At 66.4% G+C, this 19,482-nt stretch carries 20 protein-coding genes; 6 read left to right on the top strand and 14 right to left on the bottom strand.

The window, feature by feature from the left end; all coding sequences use genetic code 11:
* Window positions 1–13: 13 nt before the first annotated feature.
* From AC1DZY_RS00805 to AC1DZY_RS00780, 6 genes are all read left to right on the top strand, one after another.
* Window positions 14–253 carry a hypothetical protein gene (locus AC1DZY_RS00805; protein ID WP_476818153.1) on the top strand — a complete coding sequence of 80 codons (240 nt, stop codon included), beginning with the start codon at window positions 14–16 and terminating at the stop codon, window positions 251–253.
* Window positions 253–1,623, top strand: a complete 1,371-nt coding sequence (locus tag AC1DZY_RS00800) for an AAA family ATPase (RefSeq protein WP_476818152.1) — start codon at window positions 253–255, stop codon at window positions 1,621–1,623. Before AC1DZY_RS00805 ends, AC1DZY_RS00800 begins: the two co-directional genes overlap by 1 nt.
* Before the next feature lie 141 nt (window positions 1,624–1,764).
* Entirely contained in the window at window positions 1,765–2,247 is a 483-nt protein-coding gene (locus tag AC1DZY_RS00795) for a hypothetical protein (RefSeq protein WP_476818151.1), read from the top strand.
* Window positions 2,244–2,882 carry a hypothetical protein gene (locus tag AC1DZY_RS00790; RefSeq protein ID WP_476818150.1) on the top strand — a complete coding sequence of 213 codons (639 nt, stop codon included), beginning with the start codon at window positions 2,244–2,246 and terminating at the stop codon, window positions 2,880–2,882. The genes AC1DZY_RS00795 and AC1DZY_RS00790 overlap by 4 nt, the downstream gene beginning before the upstream one ends.
* 4 nt (window positions 2,883–2,886) lie before the next feature.
* Window positions 2,887–3,498, top strand: a complete 612-nt coding sequence (locus AC1DZY_RS00785) for a hypothetical protein (RefSeq protein ID WP_476818149.1) — start codon at window positions 2,887–2,889, stop codon at window positions 3,496–3,498.
* Between the two features lies 1 nt (window position 3,499).
* Window positions 3,500–5,953, top strand: coding sequence for a hypothetical protein (locus tag AC1DZY_RS00780; RefSeq protein WP_476818148.1), 2,454 nt, complete (start codon window positions 3,500–3,502; stop codon window positions 5,951–5,953).
* A gap of 3 nt (window positions 5,954–5,956) precedes the next feature.
* Here the strand turns inward: AC1DZY_RS00780 and AC1DZY_RS00775 are convergent, their stop codons facing one another.
* The 14 genes from AC1DZY_RS00775 to AC1DZY_RS00710 all read right to left on the bottom strand — a co-directional run bounded on the left by AC1DZY_RS00775 (window position 5,957) and on the right by AC1DZY_RS00710 (window position 19,429).
* Window positions 5,957–6,736 (bottom strand): DUF3800 domain-containing protein, encoded by a 780-nt coding sequence (locus AC1DZY_RS00775; RefSeq protein ID WP_476818147.1) that lies wholly within the window; start codon window positions 6,734–6,736, stop codon window positions 5,957–5,959.
* Window positions 6,737–7,281: 545 nt separating this feature from the next.
* A complete protein-coding gene (locus tag AC1DZY_RS00770) occupies window positions 7,282–8,250 on the bottom strand; it encodes a VOC family protein (protein ID WP_476818146.1) in 969 nt (322 codons plus the stop codon).
* Entirely contained in the window at window positions 8,247–9,356 is a 1,110-nt protein-coding gene (locus AC1DZY_RS00765) for a 5-methyltetrahydropteroyltriglutamate--homocysteine S-methyltransferase (protein ID WP_476818145.1), read from the bottom strand. The genes AC1DZY_RS00770 and AC1DZY_RS00765 overlap by 4 nt, the downstream gene beginning before the upstream one ends.
* Before the next feature lie 26 nt (window positions 9,357–9,382).
* Window positions 9,383–10,111, bottom strand: a complete 729-nt coding sequence (locus AC1DZY_RS00760) for an ABC transporter ATP-binding protein (protein WP_476818144.1) — start codon at window positions 10,109–10,111, stop codon at window positions 9,383–9,385.
* 10 nt (window positions 10,112–10,121) lie between these two features.
* Complete coding sequence (locus AC1DZY_RS00755; protein ID WP_476818143.1) at window positions 10,122–10,874, bottom strand: ABC transporter ATP-binding protein; 753 nt, start codon at window positions 10,872–10,874, stop codon at window positions 10,122–10,124.
* Complete coding sequence (locus tag AC1DZY_RS00750) at window positions 10,871–11,878, bottom strand: branched-chain amino acid ABC transporter permease (RefSeq protein WP_476818142.1); 1,008 nt, start codon at window positions 11,876–11,878, stop codon at window positions 10,871–10,873. Before AC1DZY_RS00750 ends, AC1DZY_RS00755 begins: the two co-directional genes overlap by 4 nt.
* Entirely contained in the window at window positions 11,875–12,732 is an 858-nt protein-coding gene (locus tag AC1DZY_RS00745; protein ID WP_476818141.1) for a branched-chain amino acid ABC transporter permease, read from the bottom strand. The genes AC1DZY_RS00750 and AC1DZY_RS00745 overlap by 4 nt, the downstream gene beginning before the upstream one ends.
* Window positions 12,733–12,751: 19 nt before the next feature.
* Window positions 12,752–13,924, bottom strand: a complete 1,173-nt coding sequence (locus AC1DZY_RS00740) for an ABC transporter substrate-binding protein (protein WP_476818774.1) — start codon at window positions 13,922–13,924, stop codon at window positions 12,752–12,754.
* 148 nt (window positions 13,925–14,072) lie between these two features.
* Entirely contained in the window at window positions 14,073–14,756 is a 684-nt protein-coding gene (locus AC1DZY_RS00735) for a 4-carboxy-4-hydroxy-2-oxoadipate aldolase/oxaloacetate decarboxylase (protein WP_476818140.1), read from the bottom strand.
* Window positions 14,753–15,478 carry a PIG-L deacetylase family protein gene (locus AC1DZY_RS00730; RefSeq protein WP_476818139.1) on the bottom strand — a complete coding sequence of 242 codons (726 nt, stop codon included), beginning with the start codon at window positions 15,476–15,478 and terminating at the stop codon, window positions 14,753–14,755. Before AC1DZY_RS00730 ends, AC1DZY_RS00735 begins: the two co-directional genes overlap by 4 nt.
* A gap of 25 nt (window positions 15,479–15,503) precedes the next feature.
* A complete protein-coding gene (locus AC1DZY_RS00725) occupies window positions 15,504–16,622 on the bottom strand; it encodes a 4-oxalomesaconate tautomerase (RefSeq protein ID WP_476818138.1) in 1,119 nt (372 codons plus the stop codon).
* 4 nt (window positions 16,623–16,626) lie between these two features.
* The gene (locus tag AC1DZY_RS00720) at window positions 16,627–17,616 is read right to left on the bottom strand and encodes a Bug family tripartite tricarboxylate transporter substrate binding protein (RefSeq protein WP_476818137.1); all 990 of its coding nucleotides are present in this window, start codon (window positions 17,614–17,616) and stop codon (window positions 16,627–16,629) included.
* Window positions 17,613–18,443 (bottom strand): NAD(P)-dependent oxidoreductase, encoded by an 831-nt coding sequence (locus AC1DZY_RS00715; RefSeq protein ID WP_476818136.1) that lies wholly within the window; start codon window positions 18,441–18,443, stop codon window positions 17,613–17,615. Before AC1DZY_RS00715 ends, AC1DZY_RS00720 begins: the two co-directional genes overlap by 4 nt.
* A gap of 92 nt (window positions 18,444–18,535) precedes the next feature.
* Window positions 18,536–19,429 (bottom strand): LysR family transcriptional regulator, encoded by an 894-nt coding sequence (locus tag AC1DZY_RS00710; protein ID WP_476818135.1) that lies wholly within the window; start codon window positions 19,427–19,429, stop codon window positions 18,536–18,538.
* Between the last annotated feature and the right edge of the window lie 53 nt (window positions 19,430–19,482).

The following is a 19,482-nucleotide window of genomic DNA, read 5'->3' as shown; positions in this document are numbered from 1 at the left end:
GGGGAGAAACACCATGAAGACCTATCAGACCCATAAGAGCGAAACCCGGGCCGCTGAGGCGAGGTTCACGACCTTGCCGTGCGGCCGGCCAATCGTCCGCCTGAAAATTCCGGCGGGCGGCGGGCGGCACCTCCACCTCGAAATGGCGCTCGGCGCTGCCCGTGCGGCGCGCGAGGTTCTGGATGCCGCGTTGAACGACGTGGCCGCCGAACTCGGCGACTACGATCCCGACCTTGCGAAGGGGCGGCGCTGATGGCCGCGCCCCGCCTCAATCCCCGCTCGGCCGCGTTCTGGGCCACTGTCGCGCCGCCGCCGCGTCGTTGGCTTGTGGAAGGCCTTATCCCCTCTGGGGCGGTCACGCTCCTGTCCGGCGAGGGCGGCGTCGGCAAGTCGGCGATCATGGTCGCGCTGGCGCTGGCGGTCTCGACCGGGACATACTGGATCGGCCGTCCGGTCGCCGAGGGCGCGGTCTTCGCGGTCTTCGCCGAGGACGACACCGACGAGATCGGTCGCCGCTTGCGTGCGGTCGCGACGGCGAATGCGATCGATCTCTCCACTGCGGCCGCCCTCGAATACGTCGCGCTCAATGACCTGACTGATGGGGCCATGCTCGCCAACGTCGCCGATGGCGGCATTCGTGCGACCGCCGCCTTCGCCGAGATCGAGCGCATCGTCATGACGAGCCGGCCGGCGCTGATCGTCCTGGACCCCGTCGCCGAGCTTTTCGGCGGCGACGAGAACCGGCGGGCGGATGTCGCGCCTTTCGTCCGGCTCCTGTCCAACCTCGCGGCCAAGTCCGGCGCGGCGATCGTGCTGATCTCGCACCCGTCGTTGACCGGCCTCTCGACCGGCTCCGGCTTGTCCGGCTCGACGGCTTGGAACGGTGCGGTGCGGTCCCGGCTCTACCTGACGGCTCCCGACAAGGATGACCCCGACCGCCGCCTGCTGATCCATGCCAAGTCGAACTATAGCCGGAAGGCGGCCGGCATCGATTTGAGGATGGTCGAGGGCCGCTTCGTCGCCACGGATCGCGCTGACCCGATGGCCAGCCGTGCTCGCGCCGAGGCCGTCTTCATTGATCTCTTGCGGCGCTTCAACGCCGAGGGCCGCAACGTGTCCGATGCGACCGGGACGAACTTCGCGCCCGTGGTCTTCGCCCGCGAACCCGAGGCGAAAGGCATCTCGAAAGACGCGCTGCGCGACGCGATGTCGGCGCTGTTCCGCGCCGACCGGCTGGCCATCGAGACGCGCCGCGACAACGGCAAGGACAGGAAAAGGCTGGTCGAAAAGGGCACCGACGAAGGCCCCGCCACCGCTGTCGCCACCGCCCCGCCATCGCCCGCCACCGCCTCCGATGATGATGTCGCCACCGCCCCCCGCCACCGGCCCGCCACCGCACCCGCACCGGCCTCCACCGCTTCCGCCACCACCCCCCTTAGTAATCCCCCCGGCGGTGGCGGCACCGGCACGCCCGCTGGCGGCGGTCGGCCGGATGCCGACACCGCCACCACCACCGCCACCGGTGCGGGCGCTGATGACGATCATGATGGCACGGACTTCCGCGACGCGTGGCCCGGCCCGGATATCGAGCCCGATCGGGACTGGCGCGAGGCGGCAGCATGACCGGCCCTGACCCGCCGACCCCCCCCGGGGCTGCGGGTCCTTTGCCGCATCGCCCCACGCCACGATGCGGAAATCGCCGCATTCCACCCTGACTGGCCAATCCGCATTTCAATTTCGCTTCCCAATAACGAGGAGACCGACATGACGATGAAGACCAAAAACATCCCCCCGATCACGCCCGCGACGATGGGCGCGCGGGAGATGGCGGACATGCTCCTGCTGTCGCCCCGCCGGCTGCAACAGCTTGCCAGCGAAGGCATCGTGCCGGCCCCTACAGGGGGCCGCTACGCCGTCGCCGACACGGTGCGGGGTTACGCCGACTGGCTCAAGAGCGCCCCCCAGCGCGCGCCTCAGGCGCGTGAAGCCGATCGGGCGTTGGCCATGGCGCGCCTGCGCCAGATCGAGGCGCAGATCGCCCGCGAGGCCGCACAATTGATCCCGCGCGACGAACTGCTGGCCTATACGCATTGGTTTTGCGGCACCCTGATCGACCGCATCCGCGAGTTGCCCAGCCGCCTCGGCATGGCCGAGGGCGATGCGCTCAGGACGCAGGCTGCAATCGACAGGATCGCGCGCGAGGTCACCGAAAAGATGCGCTCGGCCCGGTTCGGGGCGCGGTCGTGAGCACGGTCGCCTTTGCATGCTGCCGGGCCGGCCCCATGGCCTCGAAACAGGTCTTCGTCGCTTCGCCCGACGATCCGATCGCAAGCTACGGCGTCGGCGATCGGATCGCCGAGCCGATGCCGGAGCGGGTGCGCAACCGGCCGATCGCCATTCATGAGGGCAGCCACGCCGCCGTCGCTCGTGCGCTTGGCGACGACATCCGCCGGATCGAAATCGAGCCGAGCATGTTCGTGCAGCGCGCCGGCTCGATTTCGCGCGCGTCCAGCGTGGTCGTCATGCTCGCGGCCGATGCCGCGACATCGTGGGCAGATCAGTGCCGGATTGAACGCAAATCCGGCGACGATGCCGCCGCCTATCTTTCGGCGATCCGCGCCGGCTGTGGCGGGCCGTGCGACACATGCAGCGCGTTCCGGGCGCTCTGCCACGACGGCGACGGCAATGACCATGAAGTCATGTCCGCATTCCGCATCCTCGAAAACATGGCCGGCGCAATCGTTCGGCATCCCGATGTTTGGGCTGCGATCGAAGAGATCGCCGACGCGCTCATGAAACGTGGCTTTTTGATTGGAGAAGATGTTCATGAAATCTGCGCGCGTCACTTCGATGCGGGCTTTGTTATCGAAAACGAGGAGTAAATACATGCTGAACTTGATGAAGAAACTGCGCGCTGGCCCGGAAACGTCGGCGGCGATCCGCGAGGCGCTTGCCGAGGTCGAAGCGGCGACGCCGGGTGCTGCTGATGCGCTGGCGCAGGCCGAAGCGACACGGGGCCGGTTGCTCCTCATGGGGTCCGATGCCGAGGTTGAACGCATCGAGGCCAGCGCCAGCCGTGCGCGGATCAGCCTCGATCGCTTGTATGCCGCCCGGGCCGAACTTGGCCGCCGTCTTGCCGAGGCCGAGGCCAGCGAGGCGACGGCGGCGATCGATGCCGAGCGCGCCATGGTCGAGGCCCGTGCTGCGAAATTGGCGAGCCGGTTGCGGCCCGAGTATGAGAAACACGCCGCCGCGCTGGTCAGCCTCCTCGGCGATCTCGCGAGCGTCGAAGATCAGGTCAAGGCCGTGAACCGGAAGTTGGCCGAGGCCGGCCGCGACGACGCTCTTGACGCAATCGAGACGCGCGCGCTCCGGGCGGGCAGCAATCTTGCCGACCTCGTGAGCGTCCGCGCGTTGACATCGTTGAGGCCGGTCGGTGCGTGCCCCGGGTGGGGAGCGGGTCGGCAGACGGCGCAGATGCTTGGGCTGGAGGTCTGAGATGGCGAAAATCATTGAGGCTAGCGCCGTCATCTCGGCCCGTGCCGGCGACCTTTCCGGCATCGACAAGATGGCGGCGAAGCTGCTGAGCGTCAGCAAGGCGGGCGCGTCGGTGAAGACCGCCATGGCCGGCGCGAGCGCCGACCTTTCCAAGCGGGTCAGCGAGATCAGCGGCAAGCTCAATTCGATCGACAATTTCCGCACCATGTCGCGCGGCCTCGATGCCGCGTCTGTCGCGATGAACAAGGCGCGGCAGGAGGCCGGGCGGCTGAAAGCCGCGATCGACGCCGCAGAGATGCCGACCAAGGCGATGCGGGGCGAATACGCTCGCGCGGCGCTCGCTGTTGAGCGCGCCACGGCGGCGTTCAAAAATCAGGGCGCTGCGGTGCGCGATGCCCGGTCCTCTCTTGAACAGGCAGGCATCCCGGTCAGGCAGATCGCGGCGACGCAGGCCCGGCTTCGGAGCGCCCTCGATAGCACCACGGCGGCCATGACGCGGCAGGTCGCCGCCGGTAGGGCTATGGGGGCCGGGCCATGGGGCGGGGCCGCCACGGGCCGCCGTAGCGGTTCTGGCGTGCCCTTGATCCAGCGTGTCGCGCCCGGCGGCGTCGTGCCGCCCGGCGTGCCGGTTGTGGCGCATGGCGCACCCGCCGCGTCGCGCCCGTATTCTGGCGTCCCGCCCATCGCCGAGGCCGGCGCGGGGCTCGGCATGATCGAGGCCGGCCGCCGCGCGCTTACCGCTGGCGCTGATGTCGATACGGAACGCAGTCAGGCCCGGCAGGCCGGCTGGACCGCATCGGAGATCGAGCGGACAGAAGCACGCGCCAACGCTCTGGCGTCGCGCTACGGCGTCGCGCCCGGTTCGGCCTTCAACATCTTGCGCGAGGCGCGGCCGACGTTCGGCGGCGATCTGGCGACCACGCTCAACAATATCGAGCCGTTCTTCGATGTCCTGACCGCGATGCGGCAGAAGAGCCCGAACGCCCCGGCCGAAGAGCACAATCGGCAGCTTGGATCGATGATCAAGGCTGGCGAGATCATGGGCTATTCGTCCGACCCGGCCCGCTTGAAGCAGTTCGCCGATTTCATGGCCAAGATGACGCAGGTTCACGGCTCGGCGCTGCGTGGCGAAGAAGTCCTCAACTTTGCCAAGTCTGGCAAGAGCGCCGCATCGGCGGCGTCGTTTGAATATCTCTCGTCTATTTTCCCGACGATGTTGCCCGAACTTGGCGGCGATCGGCTCGGCACCGCATCGATGACGCTCAGGCAGGCGCTGGTCGGCGGCAAGATGAAGAAACGGGCCGCCGAGAACCTTGCCGAACTCGGCATCATCGATCCCAAGACCATGATCAAGACCGACGACGACGACGTGAAGGGCGTGAAGGCGTCCGGCATCAAGGGCGTCAAGTTGCTCGAAACCAACCCGCTCGAATGGGTCAAGACGGTCTTGGTCCCGGCGATGGATCAAAAGGGCGTCAAGGCCGAGGACCGGCCCGCGATGCTCTCGACCCTCTTTTCGGATCGGAACGCCGAATACCTGATCAACCTCTTGGTCACGCAGATGGCCCGGCTCGAAAAGGATCGCGGCACGGTCGAGAAAGCACTCGGCCTGCCCGGCGCTCAACAGGCGTTGCGGGATGATCCTTACCTCGCTGGCAAGCGCGTCGCGGGCGGCTTGGCGCAGGTCGGCTCGGCCGTCTCCGATCCGTTCATGGGGGCGATCAAGTATGTCGCCGACAAGGCCGCCATCGCCCTCAGCGGGGGCGCGGACATCGCTCGCGCCGACCCTGCCTCGACCGGCACCGGCGCGGCCCTTGGCGGGCTCGGGGGCGGCCTTGCGGCGCTTCTGGCCAGTCAGGGCAGCGGCATCCTGTTGCGGGGCGCTGCGGCCCTTGCGGGCGGCGTGGGTGGCGGCCTTGCGGGCGGCGTCGCCGCCCCGCTCATGGTCAAGATCGTCGGTGACGGCGTGCAGGGCGCGGGCGGCATCGCAGGAGGCAAGCACTACATCCCGAGCGCGGATCAGGCCGAGGCTATGCGCGCCGAGATCGCGGCGGCGCAGGCCAAGATCGAGGGCATCACGTCGCGGCTCCACCCCTCCCGGCGCGGCGAATTCAACATCGAGATCGATACGCTTCGCGGTCAGATCGCGGACATGCGAAACCGCCTTTCGCTCTACGATGCGGGCGATCGGGTCTTCGGAAAGGCCGGGGAGCTTGGCGCGCCGACGACCGGCCCGCGCATCGAAGCCGCCATGCCAAGCGAGGTCACGGCCAAGATCGAGGGCAAGGCGGAGATCAGCGGAAATATCACCGTCTCCCCGTCGCCGGAATTCCTCGCCAAGATCGAGCAGCGGATCACGGCGACGGGCAACCTGGCCCCCGTCAACGGCCCCGGCTCAACGGGCAGGTCTATGCCGGAAGCCGGCGCGCCCTCAACGGGAAGCGCGTCGCCGTAGCAGCTAACGCCTGTCCTTCGCCATTGAAGCTATGACGCGGTCGAAGTCTCCGGCTTCCGCGACCTTTCCGACCGTGCTGACCGTGCTGACTTCGCCGTGCAGGCCGGACTGATACATTGGACCATGTTTCCTGATGACATTCAGGAAAGGCGGTTCTGGAAGCGCTAATCGGCCTGAGAACCGATCTTGATCGCGCATGTAACGACGGCTGTAGAAGGCAAAGTAATCGGCAAGCTGTATCGCTCGACCATGATCTTTAGCGACGAAATCAAGTGAAATCAGCTTCCCTTCAAACCCCGGATTAACCTGCATCTTCTGAAAATAGGAGGCCAACTCGCCTTCATTTGCGTTGCCCGCCTCAATGACAAAGGAGACGCCGTGATGGAAGGTGCCCGCCTTAAACGCCGGATCAGTCATAAGGCAGGTTACGATCGTCGCGAAGCACACGCCCATCACAGACATATTCTGTAGATCACCCGACTTTCGTTGAAAGTCGAGATAGTCGGATCGCCGCATCGTAACGCTCACGCCGAAAATTCTTCGGCTCGTCGTCGAGAAAATCTCTTCTGCGAAGCTGAGTTTCTTGACTTTGCTCCATCCCTTGAAGGGTGGCTTCGTATCGTGGAACTGTTTGGCGTGAAATACGGGAACGCCGTAAGCGTTCATGATCGCGTCAAGCTGCGGCTCCAATACCGTCCACTGCGCCTGCGTGGCGACGAACCCTGCCAATGTCGTTACAGGGAGGCCGCTGGTGCCGCTGTCATCGAGATAGCAGACAAACATTGCTCACCATTCTCAGCCGACGATCCGCGAAAAGCGTGGGCGATCCGACGTTATCCACGCTGTCTCAATGTGTCGATTGGGACCGCACGGCGCAGGAGTAGCGGTGCGACATATCGCCCGGCTCTCCGAACCGAAAAGAGCATCGCGTCGATCGATGTTGGGGGCGGTGTTGGGGTCGTTTGCTGCGAAGGTCCATTGATCGCAGCAAAATCAATGAGTTGGGAGGATTTCTAGGCTCCCTCCGTCTCCGCCATCATTTTCTTATCACTGCGAAACCTCTCTAACACCTTGAACGGCAAGGTGACTTGTGGGGTTCGAAACTCTTCATTCGGGCAGTACGCCAGATGGTCGGCAGATAAAAGGCGATACCCTTGCCGTGGCCGCTCCAGCGGCCGTCGAGCAGCGCGTTGAACAGCAGCGCCGCTTTCGGTGCCGTCGATATCCCGACTCACCAAACGCGGTTCGATCGATGATTTCGGCAGTCCGGCTGCCCGCGATCGCGTCGCGCGCATGGGGCACTCCGTCTCGGAAAGCGACGGCGTCAGTTACACATGCGGCGGTGTTCCGTGCGTGTGGAAGCTCTCGATCGTCTTCAGCCCCCAGGCCTGCCCCTTCTTCCGCTCGGTTTCGGTCCAGGTCACGGTCTGCCAGTCCGGATCGAGGATCAGCCGCGCCCCGGCATTGGCGATCTCGACGCGGTTGCCGGCCGGCTCGTAGACATAGAGGAAGAAGGTCTGCTGGACTGCGTGCTTGTGCGGCCCGGTCTCGATGTGGACGCCATGCTCCAGGAAGAGATCGGCTGCCTCCAGGACGTGCTCGCGCTGGTCGACGGCGTAGGTGACATGGTGGAAACGGCCGCGCGCCGGCGTGTGGTCGCGCGTGTAGGCGATGTCGTAGCTCTTGTTGTTGACGGTGAACCAGCAGCCGCCGACCTCGCCCGAATCGAGCACGATCTGCTCGGTGACGCGGCTGCCGAGCGCCCTGGGCATGAAGTCGCGGATCACCGCGACATCCTGCGCCAGCAGGTTGAGATGGTCGATGCGGCGGACCGCGCAGCCGCGACCATGGTTGCGCTGGGCCTGGTTCTTCAGCGCCGGACGCTCATGCACCGGGGCGACGTATTTGGTGGTGTCGAAATAGATCTCGATGACATGGTCGTCAGGATCGCGGAAGCGAAAAGCGCGGCCATGGCCGAGATCGCCCTCGCTCCAGCCGATGCCCGCGCCCATCGCCTCGATCGCAGCGACGCGGCGCATCAGCGCCGCCTCGCTCGTGGCGCGATAGCCGACATGACCGACGCCGGTTTTGTTCGAGGCGGTCAGTTTCAGCGTGTGGAACTCGTAATCGTCCCAGGCGCGAAGATAAACGCTGTCGCCCTCGCGCCCGCTTTCGGTCAGGCCGAAGATGTTGACGAAGAAGTCGAGGCTCGCTTCGGGTTTGTCGGTGAAAAGCTCGACATGGCCGAGATGGGCGATGTCGAAGCAGGGCTCGGGCGACGCCGGATACTGGCTCATCCCCAGACCTCCTTCGCGACATCGATGATGCGCGAAAGCTTGGCCCATTGCTCGTCCTCGGCCAGGACGTTGCCTTCCTCGGTCGAGGCGAAGCCGCATTGCGGCGACAGGCAGAGCTGGTCGAGCGGCGCGAACTTCGCGGCTTCCTCGATCCGGCGCTTGAGATTGTCCTTGCTCTCGACCGAGCCGAATTTCGAGGTCACCAGCCCGAGCACGACCTGCTTGCCGCCCTTGGGCAGGAAGCGCAGCGGCTCGAAGCCGCCCGAGCGGTCGTCGTCCCATTCCATGAAGTAGCCGTCGACATCGATCTGGTTGAAGACGAGATCGGCGACCGGCTCGTAGCCGCCGGAGGCGATGAAGGTCGATTTGAAATTGCCGCGGCAGGTGTGGGTGGTGATCGCCATGTCGGCGGGCTTGGCCGCAAGCGCGGTGTTCAGGATGTCGCGATAGATGAAGATCAGCGTGTCGGGGTCGTCGCCGCGCTCGCTGAGCATCTTGCGCTGCTCGGGATCGCAGAAATAGGACAGGCTGGTGTCGTCGAGCTGCAGATAGCGGCAGCCGGCGTCGTAGAAGGCCTTGATCGCCTTGGCGTAGGCCTTCCCGAGATCGGCGTAGTAATCCTCCATCCTGAAATAGGCGGAGATATCGACGGCTTTCCGGCCGCCGCGATAATGCAGCATGCTCGGGCTCGGGATCGTCATCTTGGCGACGCGGCCGGTGGTCGAGGCCAGGAACTTGAAATGGGCGAGATGGGGGTGATCGTCGGGGAAATCGAGCTTGCCGACGACGCGCAGGCCGCGCGCCTTGGTGGTCACGCCCTTGAACTGGATGCCTGAATCGGAATCGTAGCCCTGCACGCCGGTCAGGTTCTCGAGAAAGTCGAAATGCCAGAAGGCGCGGCGAAACTCGCCGTCGGTGACGGCCTGGAGACCGACCTCCTCCTGCTTGCGGACGAGCTTGCGGATCTCCTCGTCCTCGATCGCGGTCAGCTCGGCCTGGCTCATCTCGCCGGCTGCGACCTTGGCGCGGGCGTCCTTCACGGCTGAGCTGCGTAGCAGGCTGCCCACCATGTCGGCCCGGAACGGCGGCTTCTGTCTCTGGGTCATGCGTTGTCCTCCTTGGTTTTGGGTTGTCAGGCTGCGGCTGCGAGGCCGAGATGATGTTCGAGCCGCTGGGGCTGCGCGAGCAGCGTGGCGCTGCGTTCCGCCAGCAACACGCGACCACGTTCGAGCACGATCGCATCGTCGGTCAGTTCGAGGATCTTGCGGGCGTGCTGCTCGATGACGATGGCGGCGAGACCTTCGTCGCGAAACAGGGCCTTCAGCGCCCTGAGCAATTCCTCGACGATGATCGGGGCCAGCCCTTCGGTCGGCTCGTCGAGAAGCAGGAGCCTGGGATTGAGCATCAGCGCGCGGCCGATCGCCAGCATCTGCTGCTCGCCGCCGGAGAGCTGGTTGCCGAGATTGCCCTTCCGCTCCGCGAGGCGCGGAAACATGCGGAAGACACGTTCGACATTCCACGGCCCCGGCAGTGCGACGGCCGTCAAATTCTCCAGAACCGTCAGCGATTTGAAGATGTTGCGCTCCTGCGGCACCCAGCCGATGCCGGCATGCGCCCGCTGCTCCGGAGAGGCGGTCGAGAGATCGCGCCCGGCCAGCGTGATCCGCCCGCCGCGACGGCGCGTGACGCCGATGATGCTGTTGACAAGCGTCGTCTTGCCGACGCCGTTGCGCCCGAGCAGCGCGAGCGAACGCCCCTCAGCGAGCGTCAGGTCGATGTCGAACAGCACCTGCGCCTCGCCATAACCGGCGCTCAGCTTTTCGATCGTCAGCAGTTCAGATCCTGGTGGCTGTTCAGGCATGCACGCCGTTTCAGACATGGGCGGCCTCGCCGAGATAGGCCTGCCGGACGACCGGATCGCGCGCCATGTCGTCGGGCGTCCCCTCCGCCAGGATTGCGCCGTTGACCAGCACGGTGATGCGCGTGGCGAAACGGAAGACGAGGTCCATGTCGTGCTCGATCAGCAGGACGGAAACGTCGTCGGGCAACGAGGCGACCGTCTCCATCAACTCGCGGCGTTCGGCCTCCGGGACACCCGCCGCCGGCTCGTCGAGCAGGAGAACGGAGGGATTGGCGGCGAAGGCGGCGGCGATCTCGATCTGGCGCTGCTTGCCATAGGGCAGCGTCGCGATGCGGCGGTCCATGATGTCGTCGAGCTTGAAGCGCGCCAGGATCACGGCGGTCTGCGCCACGAGTTCGTCGTCGCGGTCGAGCATCGCAACGGGATTTGCGCCACGGCCGAGGCGCTCGGAGGTGACGAGCGCGATCATTTCGAGCGGCGTCATCGTCGCAAAGAGCTGGTTGATCTGGAAGGTGCGCGCCAGCCCGCGCTTCACCCGCGTCTCGCGCGACAGCGTCGTGATGTCTTCCCCCATCAGTGCGATCCGCCCGGAGGTCGGCTGCAGCACGCCGGTGAGCTGGTTGACGAAGGTCGTCTTGCCCGCTCCATTGGGGCCGATCAGCGCATGGCGCGCGCCACGCGCCAGGGTGAAGTCGACATGGTCGGTCGCGGTGATGCCGCCGAAGCTCTTGAACAGGTCGAAGGTCTGCAGCACCGCGCTCATCGCCGCGCGTCCCGGCCGAGCCCGGCGAAGCGCACTGCGACGGCCTTGACGGCGCCATGGATCAGCTCGCGCCCGCCGAGCACGAACAGCACCAGGAAGAGCCCGATCCAGAACATCCAGTATTGCGGCGTGAAGGTCGCGATCGCGTCCTGCAGGAACTTGAAGACGATCGCGCCGACGAGCCCGCCATAGAGATAGCCCGCACCGCCGATGATGAGGACGAGCATCAGATCGGCGGAACGATGGAATGCGAAGACGTCGAGCGAGACGAACTGCGTGGTCTGGGCGATCAGCGCGCCGGCAGCGCCGGCATAGGCCCCCGACAGCGCGTAGACGATGGCGAGGCGGCGCGACAGCGGCACGCCGGAGGCGGCTGCCCGCAGCGGGTTGTCGCGAACGCCGCGCAGCGACAGGCCGAAAGGCGAGTGCACGAGGCGCCGCGCGATGACGAACAGGATGAACAGCACGCAGAGCGAATAGAGATAGGCGGTCTGACCGAAGATATCGAACTCGAACAGGCCCAGCACGGGCCCCATGGTGATGCCCTGCAGCCCGTCGGCGCCGCCGGTGAGCCGCGAGAGCGAGTTCGCGACTTCGTAGAGGACGAGCGCCACGCCGAGCGTGATCATCAACCGGGTCAGGTCCGTTCCGCGCAAGACGAGCGGGCTGGTCAAAAGCCCCAGAAGCCCCGACACCGCCATGGCGAAGGCCAAACCGGCGAGCGGATCGGGCGTGACATGCCTGGCGAGCAGCCCGGCGGCATACGCTCCCATGCCGAGGAAGGCGGCGTGGCCGAGCGAGACGATGCCGGCATAGCCGAGGATCAGGTCGAGCGAGAGTGCAAACAGCCCGAGGATGGCAATCTCGTTCAGGATCAGCAGCTGCCTTGGAAACAGCAGAAAGGACGCCGCGGCCAGGAGCCAGAAAGCGAGCTCCGCCGGCTGCCAGCGGCGCGAGCGCAGCAGGGATTGCCGGACGCGCTGCTCGAGCGTGGTTTCGCTCATGCGCGCGCCCTCGAAAACAGTCCCTGCAGCCGGATCAGCAGCAGGACGACCATCAGCGCATAGATGATGAAGGCCCCGGCCTGCGGGATCAGATACTTGCCGCCGACATCAGCGACGCCGAGCAGCATGGCCGCGAAGAACGGGCCCGTAATGGTCGAGGTGCCGCCGACCGTCACCACGATCAGGAAGTAGATCATGAACTTCAGCGGAAAGGTCGGGTCGAGACCCATCAGTTCGACGCCGAGCGCGCCGCCAAGGCCGGCAAGGCCGGAGCCGATGGCGAAGGTTACGGCGAAGAGCCGGTTGACCGGGATGCCGAGGCCGCGCGCGACCCGGGCATCGTCCACCGCAGCCCTCAGCCGGCTGCCGAAACGGGTGCGCGTGAAGCCCCAGTGCATCGCCACCGCGAGCACGCCGCAGAGCAAGATCACGAAGAGGCGATAGCGGCCGATGCCGATCCCGGCCACGTCGAAGCGGCCGCGCAGCCATTCGGGCAACTGCACGAACTGCTGGGTCGAGCCCATCAGATAGTCGACGCCCGCGACCGCCATGAAAACCAGACCGATCGAAAACATGACCTGGTCGAGATGGGATTTTGCGTACATCGGCCGATAGGCCACGCGCTCAAGCACCAGCCCGGCAGTCATGGCTGCGAGAAACGCCGTCGGCAGCGTCCACAGGAACGGCATGCCGAGCCGCTGCATCGCCAGCACGGCGACATAGCCGCCGAGCATGGCGAAGGCGCCGTGAGCGAGGTTGACGAAGTTCATCAACCCCATCGTCACGGAGAGCCCGCAGGCCAGCACGAACAGGATCATGCCGTAGGCGACGCCGTCGAACAGGATGGTGAGCACGCGCGGGGCCGCCTTTGGCTTACTTCTTGGCCTTGGACGGATCCTTGACGTTCGGGATCGTCTCGAACTCCTGGTTCCAGAGTTCGCCGCCGACCCGCTCGACCTTGCGGATATAGACGTTCTGGATGATGTCGCGGGTTTCCGGATCGATCGAGATCGGCCCGCGCGGGCTCGTCCAGCTCATCCCCTTCATCGCGTTGACAAGGGCCTCGCCGCCCTGCCCGCCGGTCTTCTTGAGGCCCTCGTAGAGCAGGTGCATGCCATCATAGCCGCCGACCGCCATGAAGTTCGGGCGCAGGCCGTTATTGGCCTTCTTGAAGCCCTCGACGAAGGCCTTGTTCTCCGGGCTGTCGTGCGAGGCGGAATAGTGCTGGGCCGTGACCACGCCGAGCGCGACGTCGCCCAGGCCGTTGAGGATGTCGTCATCGGTCAGATCGCCGGTGCCGATCAGCTTGACGCCGCTCTTGTCGAGACCGCGCTCGACGAACTGCTTCATGAACTGGGCGCCGACGCCAGAGGGCACGAAGACGAGCAGCGCCTCCGGCTTGGCGTCGGCGACGCGTTGCAGAAACGGCGAGAAATCGGGGTTCTGCAAGGGTACACGGATGTTCTCGACCGTGCCGCCGGCCGCCTTGAAGGTTTCCGAGAACGAGGTCTCGACGTCCTGCCCCGGCCCGTAATCCGAGACGATGGTCATGACGCGCTTGATGCCCTGCTTGGCGATCCAGGTACCGAAGGGCGCGCCGATCTGCGGCACGACCTGGCTGGTACGGACGACGAAGGGCGAGCGCTCGGTGATGATCCCCGTGGCGGCGGCCATCACCACCATCGGGGTCTTGCCTTGCGTCGCGAGCGGCGCGGTCGCCAGCGCCAGCGGCGTCAGCCCGAAGCCGGCGATCGCCGCGACCTTGTCGTTGACGATCAGTTCCTGAGCAATGCGCTTCGTGACGTCGGCGGTGCCGGTGTCATCCTTGATGATCAGCTCGACCTTCTTGCCGCCAACGGTCGCTCCGTTCTGCTGCATGTAGAGTTTGGCGGCCGCCTCGATCTGGCGTCCGGTCGAGGCGAAGGGCCCGGTCATGGGCAGGATCAGACCGATCTTGACCGCCTCCTGAGCCTGAGCGGCCGAGGCCAGCGTCGCGGCGAGTGCGCCGCCCATGATGGTTTTCAGAACAGTCCTGCGGATCGTCATCATCGTTCCCTTCCCTGAATTGGTTCTTGTTTTTGAAGCTTTGGTTCTAGAGCAGTCGCGCGTTTCTCCGAAACACGCAACTGCTCTATCTTCTTGTTTTATCGCATTTTCTTCACGCGAACCGGTGTCCGCTTCGCTCGAAAATGCTCTAGTCGTCGTCGCGATRCACGAGCCCCGCTTTGGCGAGGCCTTCGCGCATAGCGTACATGTCCAGCCCAAGTTCACCAGAGGCGAGGCGCTGGCGCTTCTCCTCCTCGTTGTCCTCGCGCTTGAAGCCGGCGGCGGCCACGGTCTCGGCGTCGAGGCGCGGCACGACCACGACACCGTCGTCATCGGCGACGATGACATCGCCTGGATGGACGAGCGCGCCGGCGCAGACCACCGGCACGTTGACGCAGCCGAGCGTCGCCTTGACCGTGCCCTTGGCCGAGATCGCCCGCGACCAGACCGGAAAGCCCATTTCGGTGAGGATGCGGACGTCGCGCACGCCGGCGTCGATGACGAGGCCGACGCCGCCGCGCGCCCTGAGCGAGGTCGCGAGCAGGTCGCCGAACATGCCGTCGGTGTTGTCGGTTGTGCAGGCGACGACGAGCACGTCGCCCGGCTGCACCTGCTCGATCGCGACATGGATCATCCAGTTGTCGCCGGGCTGGGCGAGCACCGTGACCGCGCCGCCTGCGATCCGTGCGCCAGACCAGATCGGCCGCATATAGGGCTTCATCAGCCCGCTCCGGCCCATCGCCTCATGCGTGGTCGAGACGCCGAATTCGTTCAGCGCCGCCATCGCGGTGACCGGAGCTCGCTTCTTCGTGCGGATGACGACGGGGGTCATGCCAGCGCCTCCAGTGCTTCCGGGAAGAGGCGCTGATAGGCCTCGCCATAGGTCATCGCCTTGCCGGAGTTCCGGCCACCCTGCATGCCGCGGTTGAGCGCGACGCGGGTGTAGTATTCCCAGAGGTGCTTCTGCGCTGCGAGGATCTCGAAGGCCTTGCGCTTGACCTCCCAGACCTCGTCGATGTCGAGGATGACGTTGGGCTTGAAGTTGCACTGCTCGGGCTGGTGCGGCTCGAACAGGAAGACCGGCGGGGCGGCATAGACGCGGTCCGGATCGGGCTTGTGACCGGCAGCCTGGGCGATGATGCGGGCTTCCTGGGCGAAGCGCGCCGCCTCGGGATGGTCGACATTATAGGGGTCTTCGAGCGCATGCGTCAGCACGAAGCCCGGACCCAGTTCGTGGAAGATGTCGATCGCGCGGTCGAGCATCTCGGGCGTCGTGCGCAGCGGATAGTCGCCGGCGTCCATGAACTCGATCTCGGCGCCGAGCATCTCGGCTGCGGCTTCAGCCTCCTCGCGGCGTTGCGCCTTGACGTCCGCCATTTCGACGCCGGCCTTCTTCCAGGCGAACTGGCTCTCGCCGCGCTCGCCATAGGACAGGCACAGTATCTTGACGCGCATGCCGCGTTTGGCATGGAGCGCGATCGCGCCGCCGGCGCGCCAGACGAAATCGCCCGGATGCGCCGTGATCACCAGACCTGTCTTCGGCAGGTTCGCCATGGTCGCTCAGTCCCCTCTCGTCATGTCATTCGGCTGCATGGCGGAGATTGCCGGCATGGGCTGCCATGATGCCGGCCGGCACGAAGGCTCGGCCCTCCATCAGGATGCGCGCCGTGCGTAAAAGCCCCGCCCGCTCGACAATCGGGCGCTCCGCCGTTCCGCCGACCGTCAGCGTCACGGTGAATTCCCCCGTCGGATGTTCGACGGACAGCGTGCGCTCGCGACCATCAGGCATCATGGCGACGGAAGCGGCCGACGAACCGGGCAGCGCGGCCGCAGTCGCCACCGTCACCGCGGCGAAGACGCCGATCGAGGCGTGGCATTCATGCGGGATGAAGCTGCGGGTGCAGATGGCGCCTCCGGCCCGCGGCGGCGCGACCAGCGCGATCTTCGGCACGACCTTCTTCGCGACATCGCCAAGATTCATCAGCGGCCCCGCAGCCAGACGAATGGCCTCGATCCGCGCCTTGAGCTCGGTGTCCTTGTCGAGCTGCTCGCGCGACTCATAGCCGGTGCGGCCGAGATCGGCGGCGCGCATCACGATCACCGGCATGCCGTTGTCGATCAGCGTGCAGGGCACGCCCTCGATCATGTCGACGACATTGCCGGTCGGCAGCAGCGCCCCGCAGACCGAGCCCTCGGCATCGAGAAAGCCGATGTCGATCGGGGCGGAGGTGCCCGGCACGCCGTCGATCCGCGCGCTGCCCTCGACGCTCGCCTCGCCGCCGGCCGTGTCCATCGTCAGATCGGCGATGGTGCCGGTGTTGACGGTGCGCACCCTGACCGTGGTGCGAGCGCCATTCGCCCTGACGAGGCCGCGCGCCAGCGCAAAAGGGCCGATGCCGGCGAGGATGTTGCCGCAGTTCGGCGTCGTATCGACGCTCGCCGTCTCGACGCCGACCTGCGCGAACAGGAAGTCGATGTCGCAGCCGGGTTCGCTGGAGACTGAGACGATCGCGACCTTGCTGGTCAGGGGATGGGCGCCGCCAAGCCCATCGACCTGCCGCTTGTCCGGCGATCCCATCACCGCGAGCAGGAGCGCGTCGCGCGCGGCGATATCGACCGGGAGATCGTCGCGGAGGAAATAGGCGCCCTTGGAGGTGCCGCCGCGGATCAGCATGCAGGGAATGGCGATCTGGGCCATCGTCTCACTCCCCCGCCTTGATGCCGGCGCGGTGGATGACATCGCGCCAGAGCGCCAGTTCGGAGGCGATCAGCTTGCCGAAGCCGTCGGGCGTTTCGGGACGGGCGATGGCGCCGTCGCGGGCGAGCGCCGCTGCGAAATCCGGCTGGCCGAGCAGCGCGTTGATCTCGCGGTTGAGCCGGTCGACGATCGGCGCCGGCGTGCGGGCGGGCGCGACCATCCCGTACCACTGCACCGCCTCGAAACCCGGCAGGCCGCTCTCGGCCAGGGTCGGCAGGTCAGGCGCGAACCCGACGCGCTCGCGGCTGGCGACGCCGAGCGCCCTGAGCTGCCCGCCCTCCGCCAGCGGCAGCACGGCTGGCCCTCCCGTCAGCGTGAACTGGACGTTGCCGGCGACGAGGTCGGTCACCGAGGGCGCGGTCCCGCGATAGGGCACATGCACGGCCTCGATGCCGGCGCGATAGGTGAGATACGCCGTGGCGATATGGGCGGCGCTGCCCTGCCCGCCCGAGCTGTAGTTCAGCTTGCCGGGGTTGGCCTTGGCGTAGGCGATGAATTCGCCGAGATTTCTGGCCGGCAGCTTCGGATTGATCGCCAGGATGTTCGGCACCATGGCGACGAGCGCAACCGGCTGGAAATCCCTGACCGGATCATAGGGCACATTGGCATAGAGCGAGGGCGCGAAAGCGAGCGTGCCGATATGGCCCATCATCAGCGTGTGGCCGTCGGGCTCCGCTTTCGCGACCTGGCCCGACGCCGTCATACCGCCCGCGCCGGGCCCGTTCTCGATGACGAAACCCTTGCCGGGTATCGCCTGCTCCAGCTTGCTGGCGATCAGCCGCGCAAGCACGTCGGTGCTGCCGCCTGGGGTGAAGGGCACGACGATCCGGATGATCTGGCTGGGCCAGCCCGCCTGCGCGCGTGCCGGCGCAAGGCCGGACAGGCCGGCGAGTCCGAGACCGGCGAGAATGGAGCGGCGGTCGAGCGCCATCATGCGCCTCCCCGGCGGCGGGCGCCGCGTTGCTGGCTGTCGGCCACCGCCGTGGCGAGACCGGCATCGAGGCCGGCCGCGGCGAGCATCTCGGCTGCTTCGCGCATCTCGGCCGCCCGGCGCACGCCATGGGTCGCGACGCGCTCGCGCATGTCGGCGGCGAGTGCGTGGAAATCGATCGACGGAAAGGTCGCGTGGAGACTGGCGAAGACCGGGTCCTTCACATCCCAGGCTTCGCAGGCGGCGGCGCAATCGACCATCAGCGCCTCCAGCCCCTTGATGACGATGCTGCGGCAGAGCTTCATCGCCGAAGCGCGGCCGAAGATTTCGGAGACCGGCGTCAGGTTCATGCCGAGCCCGTTCAGCGCGACTGCCGCCGCTTGCGCCTTCGGACCGCCGGTCAGGATCGAGACCCTGATGCCGGGCTGCCTGACAGCCGCCATCACGGCGGCCTCGACATAGTCGGCGCCGCTCGCCTCGACCGCTTTTGCGGCTCTCTGCTTCGTCGAAGGCGCGGCTGAATTGACGTCGACGAAGATCTGCCCAGGCTTCAGCCAGGCGGCCGCCTCACTCGCCACCGCCTCGGCACGGTCGGCCGTGACGGCGGAGAACACGAACCGCGCCTCCGCGCCGACCGCTTCCGGCGACGCAGCGCAATCCACGCCGATCTGCCGCGCAGCCTCCTCCAGCCCATGCCCCGCATGGCTGCCGAACAGCAGGTCGTAGGCGCGGATGCCCGCCGCGCCATTGGCCAGAAGCCCGCGCGAGAAGGTCTGACCGACCTCGCCGAATCCGATGAATGCGATCGTCGCCGGTTCTGAACCAGCCATCGTCGCCACTCCCTTTTGCGTTTCTTCCCGCAGCAAGGGTGGGGCAGGCTCATTCTCTCATCAAATGATAAGAATGCAGCGATTGATTAGTTTCATTCATCTCGCCGTGGCGAGACACTGCGCTTCAGGGCCTGGCTCAGCAGCGCCAGCAGATCCTGCGCCACCGGGCGCAGCGGCACGGTCTTGCGGGCAATGATGCCGAGCGTGCGCGAAACCGCGGGTGACCGCAGGGGAACGCAGACCAGATCGCCCGCATCGACGACATCCAGCGCGAGTTGGGGCACGATGGCGTAGCCGATGCGCGAGCGCACCAGGCTGACGGCGGTGACCACGCGCTGAACCTCATAGCGCCACGTCAAAGCCTCGCGCCGGGCGCCCAGCGCATCGTCGATCAGGATGCGGTTGCCGGTTTCGGCGCTGATCCGTACGAGCGGTTCGCCCTGCAACTGCGCCCAGGTCAGAGAGGTCGCCTGCGCGAGCGGCATGCCGCGATGGCTGACCAGCACGAAGGGCTCCTTGACGACCGGCTTGAGCTCGAGATCCCAGCGGTTCGCCGCGACGATGGTGACGCCGAATTCGGCTTCTCCAGACTGGACCTTGTCGGCGATCTCGGAGGCCGAATTGTCATGGATCCGGACGCCGACGCCCGGGTGACGCTTCGCGAAGGCCGCGACCACCGACGGCATGCAATGCACGGCAATCGTCGGCAAGCATCCGACCGAAACCTGCTCCTCGCCGGCGCGCACATCGACCCTGACCTCGTCGATCGCCGATCCAAGGTCCTCGAAGATGCGGCGCGCCCGGGGCAACAGCGTCGTGCCGGCGGCCGTCAGCGAGACCTGCCGGGTCGTTCGCAGGAAAAGCGGCGTTCCGAGCGATTCCTCGAGCTTGCGGACACGATGGCTGAGCGCCGTCTGCGACAGGTTGAGATGCGAGGCAGCGGCCCGGAAACTGCCGCGTTCCGCTATGCTGACAAAGGCTTGCAAGCCGAGGACGTCTGCGCGCATCCCGCACGATAACGGCTCGCAGGGCCGAATGC

The organism is Allobosea sp. P2_A10 (assembly GCF_056405115.1).
This window is presented reverse-complemented; position numbering and strand designations above follow the sequence as displayed.